The organism is Serratia plymuthica, assembly GCF_018336935.1.
Classification (GTDB): Bacteria; Pseudomonadota; Gammaproteobacteria; order Enterobacterales; family Enterobacteriaceae; genus Serratia; species Serratia plymuthica_B.
Map to the genome: position 1 here is coordinate 2,007,019 of NZ_CP068771.1, position 20,363 is coordinate 2,027,381.

General features: G+C 54.6%; 21 protein-coding genes and 3 tRNA genes. 12 read left to right on the top strand and 12 right to left on the bottom strand.

The features are described from left to right. Positions 1-93 precede the first annotated feature (93 nt). From sufA to JK621_RS09595, 7 genes are all read left to right on the top strand, one after another. Positions 94-465: a Fe-S cluster assembly scaffold SufA gene (gene sufA, locus JK621_RS09565; protein WP_126482347.1), complete on the top strand. Its 372-nt coding sequence runs from the start codon at positions 94-96 to the stop codon at positions 463-465. A 14-nt stretch (positions 466-479) separates the two neighbouring features. Next, positions 480-1,976 (top strand): Fe-S cluster assembly protein SufB, encoded by a 1,497-nt coding sequence (sufB, locus tag JK621_RS09570; protein WP_212559585.1) that lies wholly within the window; start codon positions 480-482, stop codon positions 1,974-1,976. Positions 1,977-2,018: 42 nt separating this feature from the next. Further along, positions 2,019-2,765 carry a Fe-S cluster assembly ATPase SufC gene (sufC, locus tag JK621_RS09575; RefSeq protein WP_212559586.1) on the top strand — a complete coding sequence of 249 codons (747 nt, stop codon included), beginning with the start codon at positions 2,019-2,021 and terminating at the stop codon, positions 2,763-2,765. Further along, complete coding sequence (gene sufD, locus JK621_RS09580) at positions 2,740-4,026, top strand: Fe-S cluster assembly protein SufD (protein ID WP_212559587.1); 1,287 nt, start codon at positions 2,740-2,742, stop codon at positions 4,024-4,026. The genes sufC and sufD overlap by 26 nt, the downstream gene beginning before the upstream one ends. Beyond that, on the top strand, positions 4,023-5,243 hold the full coding sequence (gene sufS / locus JK621_RS09585) for a cysteine desulfurase SufS (protein ID WP_212559588.1): 1,221 nt from the start codon (positions 4,023-4,025) through the stop codon (positions 5,241-5,243). The genes sufD and sufS overlap by 4 nt, the downstream gene beginning before the upstream one ends. Positions 5,244-5,342: 99 nt before the next feature. Further along, the gene (gene sufE / locus JK621_RS09590) at positions 5,343-5,759 is read left to right on the top strand and encodes a cysteine desulfuration protein SufE (RefSeq protein ID WP_212559589.1); all 417 of its coding nucleotides are present in this window, start codon (positions 5,343-5,345) and stop codon (positions 5,757-5,759) included. 304 nt (positions 5,760-6,063) lie between these two features. Beyond that, positions 6,064-7,077, top strand: a complete 1,014-nt coding sequence (locus JK621_RS09595; protein ID WP_212559590.1) for a L,D-transpeptidase family protein — start codon at positions 6,064-6,066, stop codon at positions 7,075-7,077. A gap of 137 nt (positions 7,078-7,214) precedes the next feature. On the opposite strand, the gene JK621_RS09600 is transcribed toward JK621_RS09595, so the two are convergent. The 8 genes from JK621_RS09600 to JK621_RS09635 form a co-directional block, all read right to left on the bottom strand. Further along, positions 7,215-7,451: a major outer membrane lipoprotein gene (locus tag JK621_RS09600; RefSeq protein WP_004943717.1), complete on the bottom strand. Its 237-nt coding sequence runs from the start codon at positions 7,449-7,451 to the stop codon at positions 7,215-7,217. Between the two features lie 308 nt (positions 7,452-7,759). Next, the gene (gene pykF, locus JK621_RS09605; RefSeq protein WP_212559591.1) at positions 7,760-9,172 is read right to left on the bottom strand and encodes a pyruvate kinase PykF; all 1,413 of its coding nucleotides are present in this window, start codon (positions 9,170-9,172) and stop codon (positions 7,760-7,762) included. 11 nt (positions 9,173-9,183) lie between these two features. Then, on the bottom strand, positions 9,184-9,543 hold the full coding sequence (locus JK621_RS09610; protein ID WP_212559592.1) for a hypothetical protein: 360 nt from the start codon (positions 9,541-9,543) through the stop codon (positions 9,184-9,186). Positions 9,544-9,576: 33 nt separating this feature from the next. Beyond that, entirely contained in the window at positions 9,577-9,882 is a 306-nt protein-coding gene (locus JK621_RS09615) for a cupin (protein ID WP_212559593.1), read from the bottom strand. A gap of 142 nt (positions 9,883-10,024) precedes the next feature. Continuing rightward, a tRNA-Val gene (locus JK621_RS09620) sits at positions 10,025-10,101 on the bottom strand. A 20-nt stretch (positions 10,102-10,121) separates the two neighbouring features. Next, positions 10,122-10,198, bottom strand: a tRNA-Val gene (locus JK621_RS09625). A 20-nt stretch (positions 10,199-10,218) separates the two neighbouring features. Continuing rightward, positions 10,219-10,295: transfer RNA gene (locus JK621_RS09630), tRNA-Val, on the bottom strand. Positions 10,296-10,487: 192 nt separating this feature from the next. Then, positions 10,488-11,864: an MATE family efflux transporter gene (locus JK621_RS09635; RefSeq protein WP_212559594.1), complete on the bottom strand. Its 1,377-nt coding sequence runs from the start codon at positions 11,862-11,864 to the stop codon at positions 10,488-10,490. A gap of 241 nt (positions 11,865-12,105) precedes the next feature. On the opposite strand from JK621_RS09635, the gene JK621_RS09640 reads away from it, so the two are divergent. Continuing rightward, complete coding sequence (locus tag JK621_RS09640) at positions 12,106-12,756, top strand: riboflavin synthase subunit alpha (protein ID WP_212559595.1); 651 nt, start codon at positions 12,106-12,108, stop codon at positions 12,754-12,756. A gap of 28 nt (positions 12,757-12,784) precedes the next feature. Then, positions 12,785-13,081 (top strand): I78 family peptidase inhibitor, encoded by a 297-nt coding sequence (locus JK621_RS09645; RefSeq protein WP_212559596.1) that lies wholly within the window; start codon positions 12,785-12,787, stop codon positions 13,079-13,081. A gap of 201 nt (positions 13,082-13,282) precedes the next feature. Here the strand turns inward: JK621_RS09645 and cfa are convergent, their stop codons facing one another. After that, a complete protein-coding gene (gene cfa / locus JK621_RS09650) occupies positions 13,283-14,434 on the bottom strand; it encodes a cyclopropane fatty acyl phospholipid synthase (protein ID WP_212559597.1) in 1,152 nt (383 codons plus the stop codon). A 343-nt stretch (positions 14,435-14,777) separates the two neighbouring features. Beyond that, positions 14,778-15,986 carry a purine nucleoside transporter PunC gene (gene punC, locus JK621_RS09655; RefSeq protein ID WP_212559598.1) on the bottom strand — a complete coding sequence of 403 codons (1,209 nt, stop codon included), beginning with the start codon at positions 15,984-15,986 and terminating at the stop codon, positions 14,778-14,780. Positions 15,987-16,108: 122 nt separating this feature from the next. On the opposite strand from punC, the gene punR reads away from it, so the two are divergent. Continuing rightward, positions 16,109-17,053, top strand: coding sequence for a DNA-binding transcriptional activator PunR (gene punR / locus JK621_RS09660; protein WP_212559599.1), 945 nt, complete (start codon positions 16,109-16,111; stop codon positions 17,051-17,053). Here punR and purR read toward each other — a convergent pair. Beyond that, positions 17,050-18,075: an HTH-type transcriptional repressor PurR gene (gene purR, locus JK621_RS09665; protein ID WP_065506178.1), complete on the bottom strand. Its 1,026-nt coding sequence runs from the start codon at positions 18,073-18,075 to the stop codon at positions 17,050-17,052. The two genes, punR and purR, sit on opposite strands and share 4 nt — an antisense overlap. A 324-nt stretch (positions 18,076-18,399) precedes the next feature. On the opposite strand from purR, the gene JK621_RS09670 reads away from it, so the two are divergent. Then, the gene (locus tag JK621_RS09670) at positions 18,400-18,489 is read left to right on the top strand and encodes a YnhF family membrane protein (RefSeq protein WP_004943739.1); all 90 of its coding nucleotides are present in this window, start codon (positions 18,400-18,402) and stop codon (positions 18,487-18,489) included. Positions 18,490-18,691: 202 nt separating this feature from the next. Here the strand turns inward: JK621_RS09670 and JK621_RS09675 are convergent, their stop codons facing one another. Then, entirely contained in the window at positions 18,692-19,510 is an 819-nt protein-coding gene (locus tag JK621_RS09675) for a C40 family peptidase (RefSeq protein ID WP_212559600.1), read from the bottom strand. A gap of 414 nt (positions 19,511-19,924) precedes the next feature. On the opposite strand from JK621_RS09675, the gene JK621_RS09680 reads away from it, so the two are divergent. Further along, positions 19,925-20,269 (top strand): Grx4 family monothiol glutaredoxin, encoded by a 345-nt coding sequence (locus JK621_RS09680; RefSeq protein WP_212559601.1) that lies wholly within the window; start codon positions 19,925-19,927, stop codon positions 20,267-20,269. Positions 20,270-20,363: the final 94 nt, after the last annotated feature.

Sequence of the window (20,363 nt, forward strand, 5' to 3'; positions counted from 1 at the left end):
CCGCAAAACAAACGGTTGAAGTGATAATTGTTATCACTAACATATAAGAAACCCAGATTGGCTGCGGTAAAACACGAGTGTGAGGTAGGCCATATGCAAACGGAAAATGTCGGCACCTTTTCTCTGGACGAAAATGTCTGGCAAGGCATTTTGCTCAGTGACGACGCCGTACGACAAATTACTAAATTGATGCAGCAGGATCCGCAAGTGAAGGGGCTGCAACTCGGGGTGAAGCAATCAGGCTGCGCCGGGTTTGCCTATGTGCTGGATCTCACCCGTGCCCCGGCAGAAGACGACCTGCTGTTCGAGCGCGATGGCGCAAAACTGTATGTGCCGCTGAAAGCCATGCCGTTCATCGATGGCACCACGGTAGATTTTGTCCGTGAAGGGCTGAATCAAATATTCAAATTCAATAACCCTAAAGCTCAGCATGCCTGCGGGTGCGGCGAGAGCTTTGGCGTTTGAGCGATGCAATCAACATGACACGAAGCAATATAGAAATGCCTAATGAAGTGCAGGCTTGGGTCAGCGAAGGTCGCTACAAAGAAGGCTTTTTCACCCAGTTGGATACCGATGAATTGGCGACGGGCATCAACGAAGACGTGGTGCGCGCCATCTCGGCCAAGCGCAACGAACCTGAGTGGATGCTGGAATTCCGCCTGGAGGCTTACCGTGCCTGGCTGCAAATGGAAGAGCCGCATTGGTTGAAAGCGAACTATGACCGGCTGAACTACCAGGATTACAGCTATTACTCCGCGCCCTCCTGCGGCAGCTGCGACGACGCCTGCGGTTCCCAGCCCGGTGCCGAACAGCAACCCGGCGCGGCAACCGAAAACAGCTATCTGACCAGCGAGGTTGAGCTGGCGTTTAACCAACTCGGCGTGCCGGTGCGCGAAGGCAGCGAAGTGGCGGTAGACGCGATCTTCGACTCGGTATCGGTCTCCACTACCTACCGCGAAAAACTGGCGGAAAGCGGGGTGATTTTCTGCTCGTTCGGCGAGGCGATTCAGGAATATCCGGATCTGGTGCGCAAGTACCTGGGCCGCGTCGTCCCGTCCAATGATAACTTCTTTGCCGCGCTGAACGCCGCAGTGGCCTCCGACGGCACTTTTGTCTACGTGCCGAAAGGCGTGCGCTGCCCGATGGAGCTATCGACCTATTTCCGCATTAACGCCGCCAAAACCGGTCAGTTCGAACGCACCATCCTGATTGCCGATGAAGGCAGCTACGTCAGCTACATCGAAGGTTGCTCAGCCCCGGTGCGCGACAGCTATCAGCTGCATGCGGCGGTAGTGGAAGTGATCCTGCACAAAGACGCCGAAGTGAAATATTCAACGGTGCAAAACTGGTTCTCCGGCGGCGACAGCAAAGGCGGCATTCTCAACTTCGTGACCAAGCGCGCATTATGCGAAGGCGCGGGATCGAAGATGTCCTGGACCCAGTCGGAAACCGGTTCGGCGATCACCTGGAAATACCCGAGCGTGATCCTGCAGGGCGATAACTCAATCGGCGAGTTTTTCTCGGTGGCGCTGACCAGCGGCCATCAACAGGCGGATACCGGCACCAAGATGATCCACATCGGCAAAAACACCCGATCGACCATCATTGCCAAAGGCATCTCCGCCGGGCACAGCGAGAACACCTACCGCGGCCTGGTGAAGATCCTGCCGGGGGCGGAAAACGCGCGTAACTTTACCCAATGCGACTCGATGCTGATTGGGCCGGACAGCGGCGCCCATACTTTCCCGTACGTAGAGGCCCGCAATAACAGCGCACAGCTGGAACACGAAGCGACCACCTCGAAAATCGGCGATGACCAACTGTTCTACTGCTTGCAGCGCGGTATCAGCGAAGACAATGCCATCTCTATGATCGTCAACGGATTCTGCAAGGACGTGTTCTCTGAACTGCCGCTGGAATTCGCCGTCGAGGCGCAAAAGTTATTGGCCATCAGCCTGGAACACAGCGTGGGCTAAACGCCGGATTTACAGCGCAGCAGCGCTACCTAAGGACATCGCATGTTAAGTATCAAGAATTTAAAAGTCAGCGCCGAAGGCAATGAGATCCTCAAGGGATTGAACCTGGAGATCAAACCGGGTGAAGTGCATGCCATCATGGGGCCGAACGGCTCGGGCAAGAGTACGCTCTCAGCCACCCTGGCGGGGCGTGAAGAGTATGAAGTGACCGAGGGCGAGGTGACCTTCAAGGGTAAGGATCTGCTTGAGTTGGCTCCGGAAGATCGCGCCGGTGAAGGCGTGTTCCTGGCGTTCCAGTATCCGGTGGAGATCCCCGGCGTCAGCAACCACTTCTTCCTGCAGACGTCGGTGAATGCCGTGCGCAAATACCGCCAGCAAGAAGCGCTCGATCGCTTCGATTTCGCTGATTTCATCGAAGAAAAGATTGAACTGCTGAATATGCCGCCGGATCTGCTGACCCGTTCGGTCAACGTCGGCTTCTCCGGCGGCGAGAAAAAGCGTAATGACATTTTGCAGATGGCGGCGCTGGAGCCCGATCTGTGCATTCTGGATGAAACCGACTCCGGCCTGGATATTGACGCGCTGAAGATCGTCGCCAACGGCGTCAATTCGCTGCGGGATGGCAAGCGCGCTTTCATTATCGTCACGCACTATCAGCGTATTCTGGACTACATCAAACCGGATTATGTCCATGTTCTTTCCCAAGGGCGCATCGTGAAGTCCGGCGATTTCTCCCTGGTGAAACAGTTGGAGGAGCAGGGCTATGGCTGGCTTACCGACCAACAATAACTCACGCGCGTTGCAACAGCTTTACAGCCTGTTCGAGGCTCGAGGCGGCGAACGCTCCGCTCATGCTCTGGCGCACTGGCAGCAGGCTTTGCGCCTGGGCTGGCCGACGCGCAAGCATGAAAACTGGAAATATACCCCGCTGGAAGGGTTGCTGGAGCAGCAGTTCCTTGAGCCGCAGGCCGAGCCGATCACCGCCGCTCAACGTAATGCGCTGGCGCTGAACCTGGATGCTTATCGGCTGGTGTTTGTCGACGGGCGTTTCAACGCCGCGCTGAGCGACAGCGATCTGGGCGAATACCAGTTCGACGTCACTCCCTACGGTACGCCGCAGGCGTTGCCGGAGCCGATCCAACCTGAAATTTTTCTGCACCTGACCGAAAGCCTGGCGCAGGAGACCAGCATGATCCGCGTGGCGGCCGGCAAGATCGCTGCGCGGCCGTTGTACCTGTTGCACATCAGCAGCGGGGGCGGCGCGGCGGGCGAAGTGAACACCGTGCATCATCGCCATCATCTCGAGGTCGGTCGCAATGCCCGGGCCGAGGTGATCGAGCATTATGTCAGCCTGAACGAAGCCGCGCATTTCACCGGTGCCCGGCTGACGGCCAGCGTCGGAGACAACGCGGAGCTGCATCACTGCAAGCTGGCGTTCGAAAGCCAGGCGAGCTACCACTTTGCGCATAACGACTTGGTGATTGGCCGCGACGCGCGGGTGAAAAGCGACAGCTTCCTGCTGGGAGCCGGGCTTACGCGGCATAACACCAGCGCGCAGTTGAACGGCGAAGGCTCCAACCTGGCGATCAACAGCCTGGTGTTGCCGGTGGGCAAAGACGTGTGCGATACCCGTACCTACCTGGAGCACAACAAAGGTTACTGCGAGAGCCGTCAACTGCATAAAACGGTGGTCAGCGATCGCGCCAAGGCGGTATTCAACGGCATGATCAAAGTCGCCAAACATGCGATCAAGACCGACGGCCAGATGACCAACCACAACCTGCTGCTGGGTAAGGTGGCGGAGGTGGACACCAAGCCGCAGTTGGAAATCTACGCCGATGACGTGAAATGCAGCCACGGCGCCACCGTCGGGCGCATTGATGAAGAGCAACTGTTCTATCTGCAATCGCGAGGCATTGATAAACACGCAGCGCAGCAGATGATCATCTTTGCCTTTGCCGCTGAACTGACCGAGGGCATCGGCAACGATGTCATCCGCGAATGGGTGCTGGCGCGCATAGCGCAGCGCCTGCCGGGGGAGGCAGCATGAGTTTTCCGATTGAACGGGTGCGCAGCGAATTCCCCCTGTTGGCGCGTGAGGTCAATGGCCGGCCGCTGGCTTACCTTGACAGTGCCGCCAGTGCGCAGAAGCCGCAGGCGGTGATCGATCGCGAGCTGGATTTTTATCGCCATGGCTATGCTGCGGTACACCGTGGCATTCACACGCTGAGCGCAGAAGCGACGCAGGAAATGGAAGCGGTGCGCGAAAAAGTGGCGGCGTTTATCAACGCCTCCTCGGCGGAAGAGATTGTCTTCGTCAAGGGCACCACCGAGGGCATTAACCTGGTGGCCAACAGCTTTGGCCGCCATTTCCTGCAACCGGGCGACAGCATCATCATCACCGAGATGGAGCACCACGCCAATATTGTTCCCTGGCAGATGCTGGCGCAGGAACGCGGGCTTCAACTGCGGGTGTGGCCGCTGCAGCAGGACGGTACTCTGGATCTGGCGCAGTTGCCGGGTTTGATCGACTCGTCCACCAAATTGCTGGCGATGACCCAGGTCTCCAACGTGCTCGGCACGGTGAACCCGGTGCGTGAAATCATCGCGCAGGCGAAGACGGCGGGGCTGAAGGTGCTGATAGACGGCGCTCAGGCCGTTATGCATCAGCGGGTGGATGTGCAGGCGCTGGATTGCGATTTTTATGTGTTTTCCGGCCACAAGCTGTATGGCCCTTCCGGCATCGGCATTCTTTATGGCCGTCAGGCGCTGTTGCAGCAGATGCCGCCGTGGGAAGGCGGGGGCTCGATGATACAACAGGTCAGCCTGACGAATGGCACCACCTATGCCGAGCCGCCGTGGCGCTTTGAGGCCGGTTCGCCGAACACGGCCGGCATGATGGGGCTGGGCGCGGCGATTGATTACGTTAACGCGCTTGGGCTGGAGGCGATTCACGACTACGAACAGTCGCTGATGCACTATGCGCTCGAAGCGCTAAAACAGGTGCCGGCACTTAAAATTTATGGTCCGTCAGAGCGCGCCGGAGTCATTGCCTTTAACCTGGGTGAGCACCACGCTTACGACGTCGGCAGTTTCCTGGATCAATACGGCATTGCCATTCGTACCGGCCACCATTGCGCGATGCCGTTGATGGCGTTCTATAATGTGCCGAGCATGTGCCGTGCTTCGCTGGCGTTATATAACACGCGCGATGAAGTTGACCGGCTGGTGGCAGGGTTGCAGCGTATCCAAAAACTCTTGGGGTAGGTCGAGGGCGCCTCTTGTGGCGCTCTGTGGCGAAACAATGCCTGCGGACAGTTGTGTGGGGCCCGGCATGCCGGCCCCTGAATTATTGAAAGGATCCTCATGGCGAACTTGCCGGATAAAGATAAATTGGTGCGAAATTTTTCCCGTTGCCTCAACTGGGAAGATAAGTACCTGTATGTGATTGAACTGGGCGCGAAGTTGCCGGCGCTTGACGAGGCTGAACGCCAGGCGGGTAACCTGATTTCCGGCTGCCAGAGCCAGGTGTGGATTGTGATGCATACCGACGAGCAAGGGCGCGTCGAATTTCACGGCGACAGCGACGCTGCCATCGTCAAAGGGTTGCTGGCGGTGGTGTTTATTCTGTATCACCAAATGACGCCACAGCAGATTACCGAGCTTGATGTTCGACCCTTTTTCGCCGAGTTGGCGCTTAGCCAACACTTGACGCCTTCGCGCTCTCAAGGGTTGGAGGCGATGATCCGCGCTATCCGCATTAAGGCCGCCCAGTTGGCGTGATCCTGCTTTGCTATTCAAAAATGGCTTATTGATGCGTTGAATATATTTCTTGTGTCAATGAGCCTTTACAAACCTCCTCCTGTCCCCCTGTCCGTGCAGCAAATCAGTGACATTTCAGCAGCTTACTCATTGACGTATTGCTGACAATTCTGGTGCGCGATTACGTTATAACATGTTGATTTTTAGAGGACTTATTGCCTTTAATGCCAGCGTTGCTAGTATTAATCAGGTATTGTCTGATTTACCTGTCGTCAGGTGCCAGCTAGCCTTGTGGCCGAACCGTAATAAGCATATAGGGATGATAATGAAACGTGCGTTGAGTTTAATGGGCATGCTATTCGCCACCGTACTGACAGGCACCCAAGCCGCCAGCGCGACCGAATACCCGCTGCCGCCGCCGGACAGCCGCCTGATTGGCGAGAACACCACTTACACCGTACCTAACGATGGCCGCCCGCTGGAGGCGATTGCCGCCGACTATCAAATTGGCCTGCTGGGCATGCTGGAGGCCAATCCAGGTACGGATCCGTTCCTGCCCAAGCCGGGTTCGGTATTGACCATCCCGACTCAAATGTTGCTGCCGGACACCAAGCGTGAGGGAATAGTGGTCAATCTGGCCGAACTGCGCCTGTACTACTACCCGAAAGGCGAGAACAAAGTGATTGTTTATCCCATCGGTATTGGTCAGACCGGCATGCATACGCCGCTGCAGGTGACCTCAGTCAGCCAGAAGATCCCGAACCCGACCTGGACACCCACGGCCAACATCCGTAAACGCTATCAGGCCAAAGGCGTGACGCTGCCGGCGGTGATACCGGCCGGCCCTGAAAACCCGATGGGGCTGTTTGCCATGCGTCTGGCTATGGGGCACGGTGAGTATTTGATCCACGGCACCAATGCCAATTTCGGTATTGGCATGCGCGTCAGCTCCGGCTGTATCCGTCTGCGTCCGAAGGATATCGAAGCGCTGTTCAACATGGTGCCGCGCGGCACCCGCGTGCAGGTGATTAACGATCCGGTGAAAATTTCCGTGGAGCCGGACGGCAAGCGTTACGTCGAAGTCCATCAGCCGCTGTCGAGAATCGAAAGCGACGATCCGCAGACCATGCCGATTACGTTGTCCAAAACCGAAAAAACCTTTGTCGCGGATGCGCAGACCGATCGTACGGTGTTCGACAGCGCGGTTGTACGCCGCTCTGGCATGCCGGTACTGGTTAATCTGGGGCAGAGTATGTCTGAGGTGACTTTAACGCCTGTAGCCCCGCAGAAAGCGAATAAGGGCTTGTTCAAGGGGGCACCTATCAGCTCAGTGAATTAAAAACGGGTCATAACTGACAATTCTGAGGGGGTTCAGCGCGCTGAACCCTTTTTTTCGCCTGGTGCGAGAAGAAAGGGGAAATGCAGACCAAAAAAAACGGCGCACAATGTGCGCCGTTTTCAATAACCGAAGCTATCTTACTTTTTGTAAGCGTGAGCTTGGTTGTCCAGGCGCTGGTTAGCACGTGCTGCGTCGTCTTTAGCTGCTTGAACGTCAGAACGGATTGCGTTCACGTCGTTGCTCAGCTGGTCAACTTTAGCGTTCAGAGTCTGAACGTCAGAAGACAGTTGATCGATTTTAGCATTGCTAGAGCAGCCTGCCAGCAGAGTGGAACCCAGGATTACCGCGCCCAGTACCAGTTTAGTACGATTCATTATAACACCCTCTAGATTGAGTTAATCTCCATGTAGCGTTACAAGTATTACACAAACTTTTTTCGAAAGAGAATAATTTTTTTGTATTGGAGTGCTTTATTTTGATCGTTCGCTCAAACTTGCATCTTCTTTTGAAAAATAGTTAAAAAATCTAGGGAAAACAGCTGGATTCCATGGGACAACTCCGATTTGTAATTAGCTAAATAATGAGCAATCGGCGGTTGCGTTTTTGAGAAAACGGTTTACTACTGCTAAAAAAAACGCCGCTAAGCGGCGTTTTGGTCAAGACAATTATGTCACGTTTTATATTACAGCACGTGTACCGAGGCGGTATTGGTGGTGCCGCTCGGTACCAGAGCGCCAGAAACCATCACGACGACGTCGCCTTTTTGCGCCAGGCCGCTGGCCAGCGCAGCTTCTTTGCCAATGCGATAGAAGTCGTCGGTAGAGGCGATTTCTTTGACCATTTGCGGGGTAACGCCTTTGGTCAGGATCAATTGGCGGGCGGTAACTTCGTTGGTGGTCAGGGCCAGAATCACGGCGTTAGGGAAGTATTTACGCACGGATTTGGCTGATTTACCGCCGCTGGTGGCAACCACAATCAATGGCGCGTCCAGTTTTTCTGCGGTTTCAACGGCGCCACGGCAGACGGCTTCGGTGATGCGCAGTTTGCGGTTGTCGTTCAGGCTGTCAATACGGCTTGGCATCACGCGATCGGTGCGCTCGCAGATGGTGGCCATAATGGTCACGGCTTCCAGCGGGTATTTACCCTTGGCGCTCTCGCCCGACAGCATCACGGCGTCGGTACCGTCCAGAATGGCGTTCGCCACGTCGCCGGCTTCGGCACGGGTAGGGCGTGGATTTTTGATCATCGAATCCAGCATTTGGGTGGCGGTGATCACCACTTTACGTGCACGATTACATTTCTCGATCATCATCTTCTGAGCGAAGATCACTTCTTCTACCGGGATTTCTACGCCCAGATCGCCACGAGCTACCATGATGCCGTCAGAAGCTTCGAGGATCTCGTCGAAATTGTTCAGGCCTTCCTGGTTTTCGATTTTGGAGATGATCTGAATCTGCTCGCCGCCGTGGGCTTTCAAATGTTCGCGGATTTCCAGCACGTCGGAACGCTTGCGGATAAAGGAAGCGGCAACGAAGTCGACACCTTGTTCGCAGCCGAAAATCAGGTCGCGTTTGTCTTTTTCAGCCAGCGCGGGCAGTTGAATGGAAACGCCCGGCAGGTTAACGCCTTTGTTTTCACCCAGATCACCGCTGTTGAGCACGTTACAGATCACTTCGTTCTCGGTCACGTTAGTGACTTCCATGCCGATCAGGCCATCGTCAACCAGCACGGTATTGCCGATTTTCAGATCGGCGGCGAAGCCGGAGTAGGTCACCGCAACGCGTTCGTTATTGCCGATAACGCTCTGGTCGGTAGTGAAAGTGAAGGTCTGGCCGGCAACCAGCGCCGCGTCCTTACCGCCTTCCAGCTTCATGGTGCGGATTTCCGGGCCTTTGGTGTCCAGCAGGATGCCGGCGTTTTTACCGGTTTTCGCGATGACTGCGCGCATGTTCTTGATGCGGTTGCCGTGTTCTTCGTAATCGCCGTGGGAGAAGTTAAGACGCATTACGTTCATGCCTGCATTGAGCAGGTTGGTCAGCATTTCTTCCGATTCGGTTTTTGGACCGATGGTACAAACAATTTTGGTCTTTTTCATGACGGAGTTTTCTACAAGTTGTGATGGATAAAAAAACGAATAAAACCGGCGGCCAGGCCACCGGTATGGAATTTGAGTCGCGCCTGGTGGTGCAAAACACAGTTAAGGATAGGTGACCAGAGTTGAAATGGGGCGGAAAAATTCAGCCCGCGCCGGGGCGTAGGGATGCTGCGCAACATGATGAGATGAAAATGTGTTGTTATTGCGTTTTCGCAGATCAAGGGCTGAAACCATTCAACTGAAAGACGTTGCGCATTATAAAGGCTAAGCGACGGGAAACAAAATAAAAAACCGGTGATCAACGGCGGAACCGTCAAATCAGCAGCAAATGTGGCGCAAATGCAAATCATCAGCAGGTGTTTGTTGCGCAAATAACCTTACTGTGAACGCCACAATTGCTTCAGTCACTCTGCCGTGACGATTTCCAGCAGCGTGCCGGCGGTCAGACAGAAGCACCCGCTGGCGGTGTTGGCGGGAATGACTATCGTTTCACCGGCCACCACGATCTGAGTATCGCTGCCAACGGTGAATTCAAATTCACCGGAAACGACCCGCGTTTGTAATGGGTGCAGCCGCTTTTGCAGTTGCCCGAAGGTGCCGGCTTCGAATTTGATTTCTGCAGCATGGGCGCCATCGCTCATTGTGCCCTGGCGGCGGAGGAGGCCGTTGTCTAGTTTTTCAAACGGAGTCTCAGCGGTAAATGTCAGCATTAAACCTGTCCTGAAAAGGTGTTCGCCCCTGATGATATCGGGTACGGCTAGCGGTTAGTCAAGCAAACTTACGCGATTGCATGGGCAGTTTAGGGTAATGGAAGTATCGAACAGAAAGGGTAAACCTGAGGAAATAATGATTTGGTGCGTCCGAGTGGACTCGAACCACCGACCCCCACCATGTCAAGGTGGTGCTCTAACCAACTGAGCTACGGACGCACTGCACTGCTTTAGGAATTTGGTGCGTCCGAGTGGACTCGAACCACCGACCCCCACCATGTCAAGGTGGTGCTCTAACCAACTGAGCTACGGACGCACTGTACTGCTTTAGGAATTTGGTGCGTCCGAGTGGACTCGAACCACCGACCCCCACCATGTCAAGGTGGTGCTCTAACCAACTGAGCTACGGACGCATCTTTTCCTGTCTGTCATGGCTGACAGCGGGGACGAATATTAACGAGCTACCCGCGTGCTGGCAAGGAGAAAAACGTAATTTTATCCGGTATTTCACGCGATTGCTGAGCTTGTGTGCAGTGCGGCGTTTTTTTCTGCAAACATGGACGAAGAAGCCACCGGCGGCGGAACCGACCGGCCGGTGGCGAAGCTTAGCGGGTGGAACGCTGCAGAATCAGCACTGCGGGCTGTTTTTGCAGCCAGCGCATGCGCGCCGCCATCATGATGGCGGCAAAGGTCAGGCCGATGATAAAACCAATCCAGAATCCGCTTGGCCCCATTGCCGGCACCAGGGTATCGGTCAGCGCCAGCATATAGCCGCTTGGCAGGCCCAGCACCCAATAAGCGATAAAGGTGATGAAGAAGATCGAGCGGGTATCTTTATAACCGCGCAGGATACCGCTGCCGATCACCTGAATCGAATCGGAAATCTGATAAATGGCAGCAAGCAACATCAGGTGCGATGCCATGGCCACTACCGCCGGGCTGTCGTTGTACAGCAGGGCGATTTGTTCGCGGAAGGTGGCGGTAAACAGGGCGGTGCAACAGGCCATCAGGATACCGACGCCGATAGCCGTATAGGCTGCAATCCGCGCGCCTTCGACCGCGCCTTCGCCGAGCCGATGGCCGACGCGAATGGTGGCGCCGACGCCAAGCGACATCGGCAGCACGAACATCAATGCGCTGAAGTTCAGCGCAATCTGATGCCCGGCCACGGAAATGATGCCCAGCGGCGAGACCAGCAGGGCGACGATGGCGAACAGCGTCACTTCAAAAAACAGCGCCAACGCCACCGGCAGACCGATGCCGACGAGACGTCTCATCGCCGGCCAATCCGGGCTGCGGTTGCTGCCTTCGTGCGGCAGGATGTCGCGTTGCGACGGTGCGCGTTTTACATACCAGCGCATCGCCAGGAACATGAACCAGTAGACGCTGCCGGTCGCCACGCCGCAGCCGACGCCGCCCAGCTCAGGCATACCGAACTTGCCGTAGATGAAAATATAGTTAATCGGGATATTGACCAGCAGGCCGAGAAAGCCAATCACCATGCCGGGTTTGGTTTTCGACAAGCCTTCACATTGGCCGCGCAGCACCTGGAAGAACAGATAGCCCGGCGCGCCCCACATGATGGCGTGCAGGTAGCCAACGGCTTTATCTGCCAGTTGCGGATCGATATTGTGCATCATGTCGATCACGAACTTGCTGTTATACAGCACGACAATAATCAGGACAGAGACCGCGGAAGCCAGCCAAAAACCCTGGCGTACCTGGTGAGCGATGCGGTCGCGGCGGCCGGCGCCGTTAAGCTGCGCGATCACCGGTGTCAGCGCCAGCAGCAGGCCGTGGCCGAACAGAATGGCCGGTAGCCAGATAGAGGTACCGACGGCGACGGCGGCCATATCCGTGGCGCTATAAGCCCCGGCCATAATGGTATCGACCACGCCCATTGCGGTTTGCGATATTTGCGCGATGATTACCGGAATTGCGAGAGCCAATAAACTACGCGCTTCAATGAAGTACTTCTGCACGCATACACCTTTTCTATTTATTTATGATTGAGGGGAGGGTCGTCGCGAAAGGACAACAATTAAAAATAGCGGAATTTTGTCCAAAAGATTGTACGCGCTCGGCGTCGTTAAGCAAATGTTGTGACGAAATAGTTATTAAATGCGCAGGCGCGGATTTTTTGCCTCCCGGGTTTGGTTTTCCACGCCAACTGGGGCAAACTGCCCCAAGCGCTTTAAACATTTTCAGAAAGAAGAGGCTCACATGTTCACCGGTATCGTACAAGGCACCGCGCCGCTGGTCGCCATTGATGAAAAATCCAACTTCCGCACCCATGTCATCGAGATGCCTGCGGAACTGCTGCCAGGGCTGGAGCTCGGCGCGTCGGTATCCCATAACGGTTGCTGCCTGACCGTCACCGCGGTGGAAGGCAACCGCGTCAGTTTCGATTTGATCAAAGAAACGTTGCGCCTGACCAATCTCGGCGAGCTGGCTTTGGGGGACGTGGTCAATATCGAAAGGGCAGCCAAATTCAACGATGAAATTGGCGGCCACCTGATGTCCGGCCATATTATCTGCACGGCGGAAGTCGCCAAGATTTATACCTCCGAAAATAACCGCCAGGTATGGCTGCGCATGCCTGACGCGGAACTGATGAAATACGTTCTGCATAAAGGTTTTATTGGCATTGACGGTATTAGCCTGACGATCGGAGAGGTGGTGAATAACCGTTTCTGCGTTCATCTGATCCCGGAAACGCTTGAGCGCACCACGCTGGGCAAAAAACGCCTGGGTGACAAGGTGAATATTGAGATCGATCCGCAAACGCAGGCGGTGGTAGACACCGTTGAGCGGGTGTTGGCGAGCCGCGAAGCGGCAATGGCGACGGCGAGCGCGCTGGCGCAGAAGATCTGACGGACAATAACCACAGAGGAGTAACCGCGTGAAGTTTTATGGGAAAACGTTAATGTTAACGGCGCTGCTGGCGCTGAGTGCCTGTAGCAGTTCACCCGAGCAGGGCGCGGCCAATCAGGCCGTTGATGCGGAAAGTGATACCTGCGGCGCATCGCAATACCAGAGTTACGTCGGTAAACCGATGTCGGCGCTGGAAGGCGTTCAGATTGAATCTCAGGTACGCGCTATACCGTACAATTCGGCCGTTACCATGGACTTTAACCTGCGTCGTCTGAACTTCCTGGGCGATAGCGATGATAAAATCATTCGGGTTTATTGCGGCTGATATACCCGTCGTCTTTCAGGTTGCAGCGTTGTTGCCTGCACTCAATTACGTGGCCCATCCTTGGGCCACGTCCCTCAAAAGGCCACTGCCAGCAGCGTTCAAATCTGCTCCCGGCAAATTTGTCACCCCGGCGACTTAGTTAAGCAAGTGCCTGGCTGCAGATCGAAATCCATAGGGCATGTTTTTTACTCTGCAGGATAATCAGCGCGGGACGCGGATACCGCCTTCAATGCCTTTCGGGCTAAGCACTACCTGCCACAATTGGATATCGCGCGCACGGAATGCCCCGGCACAGGCGTTCAGATAATAGCTGAACATACGTTCGAAACGCTCGGAATAACGTTGGGCCAGCTGCGGCCAGGCCTGCCTGAAGCGCTCGTACCAGACCATCAGCGTGCGATCATAATCGGCGCCAATATTATGCCAATCCTCCATCACGAAACGCCCCTCGCTGGCTTTGGCTATTTGCGTGATTGAAGGCAGGCAACCATTAGGGAAGATATATTTGTTGATCCACGGGTCAACATTCATATCTGTCCGGTTCGAACCAATGGTATGCAGCAGGAAAAGGCCGTCCGGTTTTAAATTACGCTCCACCACCTTGAAGTAGGTGCGATAATTTTTGGGGCCGACGTGCTCAAACATGCCGACGGAGACAATGCGATCAAACTGCTGGTACAGATCGCGATAGTCCTGTAGCAGGATTTCAACGTCCAGTCCGGCGCAGCGTTCCTGCGCCAGCTTTTGCTGTTCTGCGGAGATGGTGACGCCCACGACGGAAACGCCGTAGTTTTTCGCCGCAAAGGCGGAAAGGCCGCCCCAACCACAGCCGATATCCAATAATTTCATGCCCGGCTGCAACTGCAGTTTCTCGCAAATCATTCGCAGCTTGGCTTCCTGCGCTTCTTCGAGCGTGGTTGCCTCTTTCCAATAGGCGCAGGAATATTGCATATAGGGATCGAGCATCAGCGTAAAAAGATCGTTTCCCAGATCGTAATGTTCTTTACCGACAATCCAGGCGCGTTTCTTCGATTGCAAATTGGTTAATCGCGCGGCGGCAATACGCAGAGTGTCTTTCAAATGATGCGGGAGTTTCTTTTCAAGGCCGGCGCTGACTACGCGTTGAAAGAAAATATCCAGCCGTTCGCATTCCCACCAGCCGTCCATATAACTTTCGCCCAGACCGAGAGAACCTTCCTGCAGCACGCGTTTAAAAAAATTAGGGTTTTTAACCTGAATATCGAAAGGGCGTGAGCCGTTTATTTCAATACCGGCCATGCTGAGCATTTCATGAGCGATACGGTACCATGGGTTGTCTTGAATGCTCACATCTTCTATACACGATGAACTCATAGCTTCTCCATCACCTTCTTCTGACTTATGACCCGCCAGAAAATAGCTTAGACAATTTCTGCGGGCGCATACGTTTACCTGCGGTGAAAAGTCACCGTGGCGTCTGATATCCGACTATGAACAGAGGAAAATTTTAAGAAGACTCCAGCGCAATAGGCACAGGATAAACAAATCCTTAAAAAAGTGTGACGCCTTACGCGTACACAACAGCTACTTGTGATAATAAGACTACAAAAGTGTTATTTTAAAAGGTCGTTTTTGAGTATAGGCTTGCCGAGGCGCTGACTCAACCGTAAATCGCACTCGGCAAAAATATTCTTTAAGTGATTATTAATTCTGGTAATTATGACGCAGGGTTAGCATGTTCCTGGCGCGTCGCCTGTGCATCATCAATCACTTTTCCCCGTTGCAACATATACCCCAACGCGGCCAATACCACCGTTGAAACCATTACCGTTACCGTCGCCAACAGCGGTTGGGCAATAAAGGCCGAAACCAATAGGCTGGCGACAAAGCATAAACCCAACTGCAATGTATTTTGCAGGGCTGCGGCTTTGCCGGTGCCTTCCGGGAAGGGCATCAACGCATTCGCCACTACGATCGGGTAGCAGGCTCCGTTGACCAGCGCCATTAGACAGAATGGAATCAATAATGTGGTCAGCGTAGGCTCGGTCATTGTTGCTACCAGATATAACGCCACCATGCTGATGCCATAACCTACCAGCAGCCACGGCAGCAGGGTGTTGCCATTGATGCGATTTAACGCCGTACGGCAACCGTAACCGCCCAATAAGAATGCCAGCGTCTGCGGGACATAGCTCAGGCCAATGTCATTGGGGCTGTAACCCATATCGCCAAGAATAAACGGCGAGCCGGTGAGCCAGGCAAAAAAGCCGGCAGAGCAGGCGGCAAAGATGGTGACGTTACCGCTGAATACCGGCGATTTCAGCAGTTGGAAGAAGCTCAGGGTGTTTTTCCGAGTGGCCAATGGCGCGCTTTTGGCGCTTTCCTTCAGTAACAGCGTAGGCAGCAGCAAAATGACGGTGATACCCAGCAGAACGGCGAAAATTGCCCGCCATCCCATGTGGTTCAGCAGCCAGGCGCCGACCAGCGGCGCCAGCGCTGGCGAAAGTGCCACCAGCGGCATAATGGTGGCGAATACGCGATTGGCCTTGCCTTCACGGTAGCGGTCAATGACCAACGCTTGCCAGGTGACGGCGGCTGAGCACACGCCGATCGCCTGAATAAAGCGCAATGACCACAACTGGACGGCATTCTGTACCCACAGCATGCCGAGGCAGCCCAGGGCAAACAGCGCCAGGCCAATCAGCAGCACGGGTTTACGGCCCAAATTATCGGAGAGCGGCCCCCAGAGCAGTTGAGCAAAGGCAAAACCGGCCAGGAAAATGCTCAGGCTGGCGCTGATTGCACCGGCGGAAATTTGCAGATCCAGCTGCATGGCGCCAAAGGCGGGCAGATACATGTCGGTGGCCAGGTAACCCAGCATGCTCAGGCCGGCAAGATAGAACATAAAACCAAAGGAATTTCGCATGGTATTTCTCATTAATATTTTATTGTCGCAGGTTTTTAGCGCCGGCAAGTGTATCCGGCTGGATCTCTGCTTGTGAAACGGTAATATTTGCGAAGTGCTGTTAAAAAAATTGAAGGCAAACCATGTGGTCTGAATATTCTCTTGATGTCGTGGACGCGGTCGCCCGCACCGGCAGCTTCAGCGCGGCGGCGCAGGAACTGCACCGGGTGCCTTCGGCGGTGAGCTATACCGTTCGGCAACTGGAACAATGGTTGGCGGTGCCGTTATTTGAACGGCGTCATCGTGATGTAGAACTGACGCCGGCCGGCCTGTTATTTATTCAGGAGGCGCGCGGTGTCATCAAAAAAATGCTCGACACGCGCAGGCAGTGCCAGCAGGTGGCCAATGGTTGGCGCGGCCAATTAAAAATTGCGGTGGATATCATCGTCAAGCCGCAGCGCAGCCGACAGCTGGTGTTGGATTTTTACCGCCATTTCCCCGATGTTGAGCTGCTGATCCAACCGGAAGTGTTTAACGGCGTCTGGGATGCGTTGGTGGACGGCCGCGCCGATATGGCGATCGGCGCTACGCGAGCGGTGCCTGTCGGCGGCGGTTTTGCCTTTCGTGACATGGGCGATATGCGCTGGTTGTGTGTCGCCAGCCCGCAGCATCCATTGGCGGCGTTGGAGGGCCTGCTGAACGACGATCAGCTCCGGCCTTTTCCTTCCCTGTGTCTGGAGGATACCTCGCGCAATCTGCCCAAACGGGTCACCTGGACGCTGGACAACCAGCGGCGGTTGGTGGTGCCGGATTGGGCATCGGCGGTGGATTGCTTGTGCGCTGGCTTGTGTGTCGGCATGATGCCGGCGCATCAGGTGCTGCCGTTGGTACAACGCGGCGAGTTGGTGGCGCTGCAACTGCAACAGCCGTTTCCCGCCAGCCCATGCTGCCTGACCTGGCAGCAGAATACCCCATCGCCGGCGATGGCCTGGTTACTGGACTACCTGGGGGACAGTGAAACCTTGAACCAGGAATGGCTGAGCGAAGTGGCGCCGGAAACCGCCTTGGTTCCCGGCGCTGGCGACTAGCGGCGGTAATCGATAAAGGGGCCGTCGGCGACCGAGCGGCGTTCAACCAGCTTCGGATGCACTTCAATGACCTGCGACTCTTCACGCTTGCTGATGATGCGATCCAGCAGCATGGTGAACGCCATCTCACCCAAACGCTCTTTGGGCTGGTGGATCGTCGTCAGCGCCGGGGTGAAATAGCGCGCGTTGCGCACGTTATCGTAGCCGATGACTGAAATGTCCTGCGGTACTCGCAGCCCCAGTTCATCGGCGGCGCAGATAGCGCCCATCGCCATGATGTCGCCGCCGCAGAATACCGCCGTCGGGCGTTGTTTCTGCGACAATATCTGATGCATGGCCTTGTAGCCGGATTCCGGTTCGAAGTCGCCCTGAACAATCCACTCGTCGCGCACCTCGATATTGGCTTCTTCCATGGCTTTCAAAAAGCCCTGATGGCGGCCGCCGCCGGTATTGCGCGCCAACTGGCCCGGAATGGCGCCAATATCGCGGTGACCACGCTCGATCAGATAGCGGCCGGCCAGATAACCGCCTTCGAAGGCGTTATCGATGATGGTATCGGTAAAATCACCGCGTGCGGCGCCCCAGTCCATGACCACCATGGGGATATTACGGTAATCTTCCAGCATCCCCAGCAATTGATCCGGGTATTCAGAGCACATCACCAGCAGGCCGTCGACGCGTTTTTGCGCCAGCATCGCCAGATAAGCGCGTTGCTTGTCCAGGTTATTGTGCGAATTACACAGGATCAGCGTATAGCCTTTGCTGTAGCAGCTGTTTTCCACCGCCTCGATCACTTCGGCGAAATAGGGCGCTTCGCTGGAGGTGGCCAGCAGGCCAATAGATTTGGTGTGATTGACCTTCAGGCTGCGCGCCACGGCGCTGGGAGAATAGTGCAGCTCTTTGATCGCGGCCCCAACGGCCGCTTTGGTCTCTTCGGCGACGAAACGAGTCTTATTGATGACGTGCGAAACGGTGGTGGTGGAAACGCCAGCGCGTTTGGCCACATCTTTAATCGTTGCCATGTAAAGAATGACTCCTGAACTCACATGTTGCAGCATGTAAGTGTGATGTTAATCGTTTGCCTGCGTAGATCCTTCTTCCAAATAAACGAAGCTGAGTTTTTAGTGTGTTGAAGTCGTCAGCGCTTGGTCAGGAGGGGCATTTTTGCCGGTACGCAGTTGTGAACTGCGAATTTTGTCCCATATTGAGCCAAAGTGGAAGAGGTAATCAGTATTATAAACCGGGAAATGATAACAAGATTTTATTGTCTAACTGTGGGAAAATGGGTTGACGCATTAATTGTGTGCCTTTTACCCTTGGGAAATCCCGTCTGAAAAGGAGTTGTAATGGATACCGATCTGAAAATGTCACTGTTCACGACTGTGTGCGCGCTGGCCGTTATTATTGCTTTTAGCTTCACTGCGGCGTTGAACTGATCCCCGGTTGTAACACAGGCGCAGCTCGCTGCGCCTGTTCGCGTTTTCCTGCCATTACGTCTTCTTGCAAGCCTCCAGCCACACCAATGCCCGGAAATTTCACCTGCGGGTTCGCAAAACTGTTCTCAGAGCGCGGTGAAAGCACAGAAGGCGTCGCTTGCGAGGAGGGCGGCCGGCGGGAGAGCGCCAGCCGCGGAGGATATTATCGAATGGTTTTCGGCGTTACTACACGGCGTGCGCCGATATAGTGGTTTTGCCAGTAGTCGTTGTCCAACTGGCTGATACGGATTTCCTCGCCGGTACGCGGTGACTGAATGAATTTGCCGTTGCCCAGATAGACGCCGACATGATCGGCCATGCCGCGGTTGTTGATGCGGAAGAACACCAGGTCACCGCTTTCCAGTTCGTTTTTCTTGATCGGCGCCGCATCGCGCAGGTGATACATTTCGTTGGCGGTACGCGGCATCTTGATTTTCACGACGTCTTTATAGGCGTAATAAATCAGGCCGCTGCAGTCGAAACCGGTTCTTGGCGAGGTGCCGCCCCAGCGATAAGGTTTGCCCATTTGATCCATCAGCTTGGCCATGGCGGTTTGCTTGGCGTGCTGATAGCGCTTTTTGTGCGCCGGGCTGAGTTTCAATGGCTTATCGTCACGCACCAGTTTGGCGGTGGCCATACCGGCTTCCCGATGGCGGCCATAGCCTTTTTTGTAGCCCTTTTTCGGTGGGGTTACTTTGATTTTGGCTATTTTCTGGGTTGAGTGTTTCGATTTGGCGCTAACGATCTTTTTAGCGGTTTTTTCTGTTTTGGCTTTGGAAACCTTGGCAGTTTTTGGCGTAGCAGTGACTTTCACTTTTTTGCTGGCCTTTGCCGCTTTCTTTTTCTTGCGGTCATCCGGACGAGCTTCATTAACGTGGCTTTTGCGCTGCTCGGCGGCAACACGCGCCTGTGGCGCAGCGTGCGCCAGATTTAAGAATAGCTGTGTAAACAACAGCACAAAAAGCGTAAGAATTAAACGCATGTCGACGTTACCAACCTTGGCCCCGGAACAGATATCGAAAGAATGACAGTATTCCCCAATTTCGCCATATAAAACAGCGAAGAACTCATAAATGATAATCCATATTGTGAGAAAACGTTAACGACAATTTTTTTGCTGAAAAATCAATCCATTGATGTATAAAAAATCGCCTTTTGCCGCTGCGGGAATTATTAAATGGGGCTGTGCGGCGGAAAAATATATTAGTGAAATGGTCGGATTAAAAATGTTATTCTGAGCGTATGTTTTAACCGGAATGGCCTGGCCGGTGAGACGCGATTGGCAACGGGGAAATGCCCTTGCAAAAGATGGCGTTTTCTTGCGACTGTTCCAGCCGCTACAATAGCCAGTGTGATGCATGTTGTAGCCATGAGATGTGGCTTGAGGAAGCGATAAATGACGACGATTGAAAAAATTCAACAGCAGATCGGTGAGAACCCTATTCTGCTGTACATGAAAGGTTCACCGAAATTGCCAAACTGCGGTTTCTCTGCGCAAGCGGTGCAGGCGCTGTCTGCCTGTGGCGAACGCTTTGCCTACGTTGATATTCTGCAGAACCCGGATATCCGTTCCGAGTTGCCGAAATACGCCAACTGGCCGACTTTCCCGCAGTTGTGGGTAGACGGTGAGCTGGTAGGCGGCTGCGATATCATCATGGAGATGTATCAGCGCGGCGAACTGCAGCAGTTGATCAAAGAAACTGCAGAGAAGTATAAAGAGCAAGAAGACCAGCAGCCATAACGGCTCGGGTTTATTGCCAGAAGACATCGGGCGGTGCCAGTGCTACTGGGCCGCCCGATTTATTTGTAGTTTATACCCGTCATCTTTCAAGCTG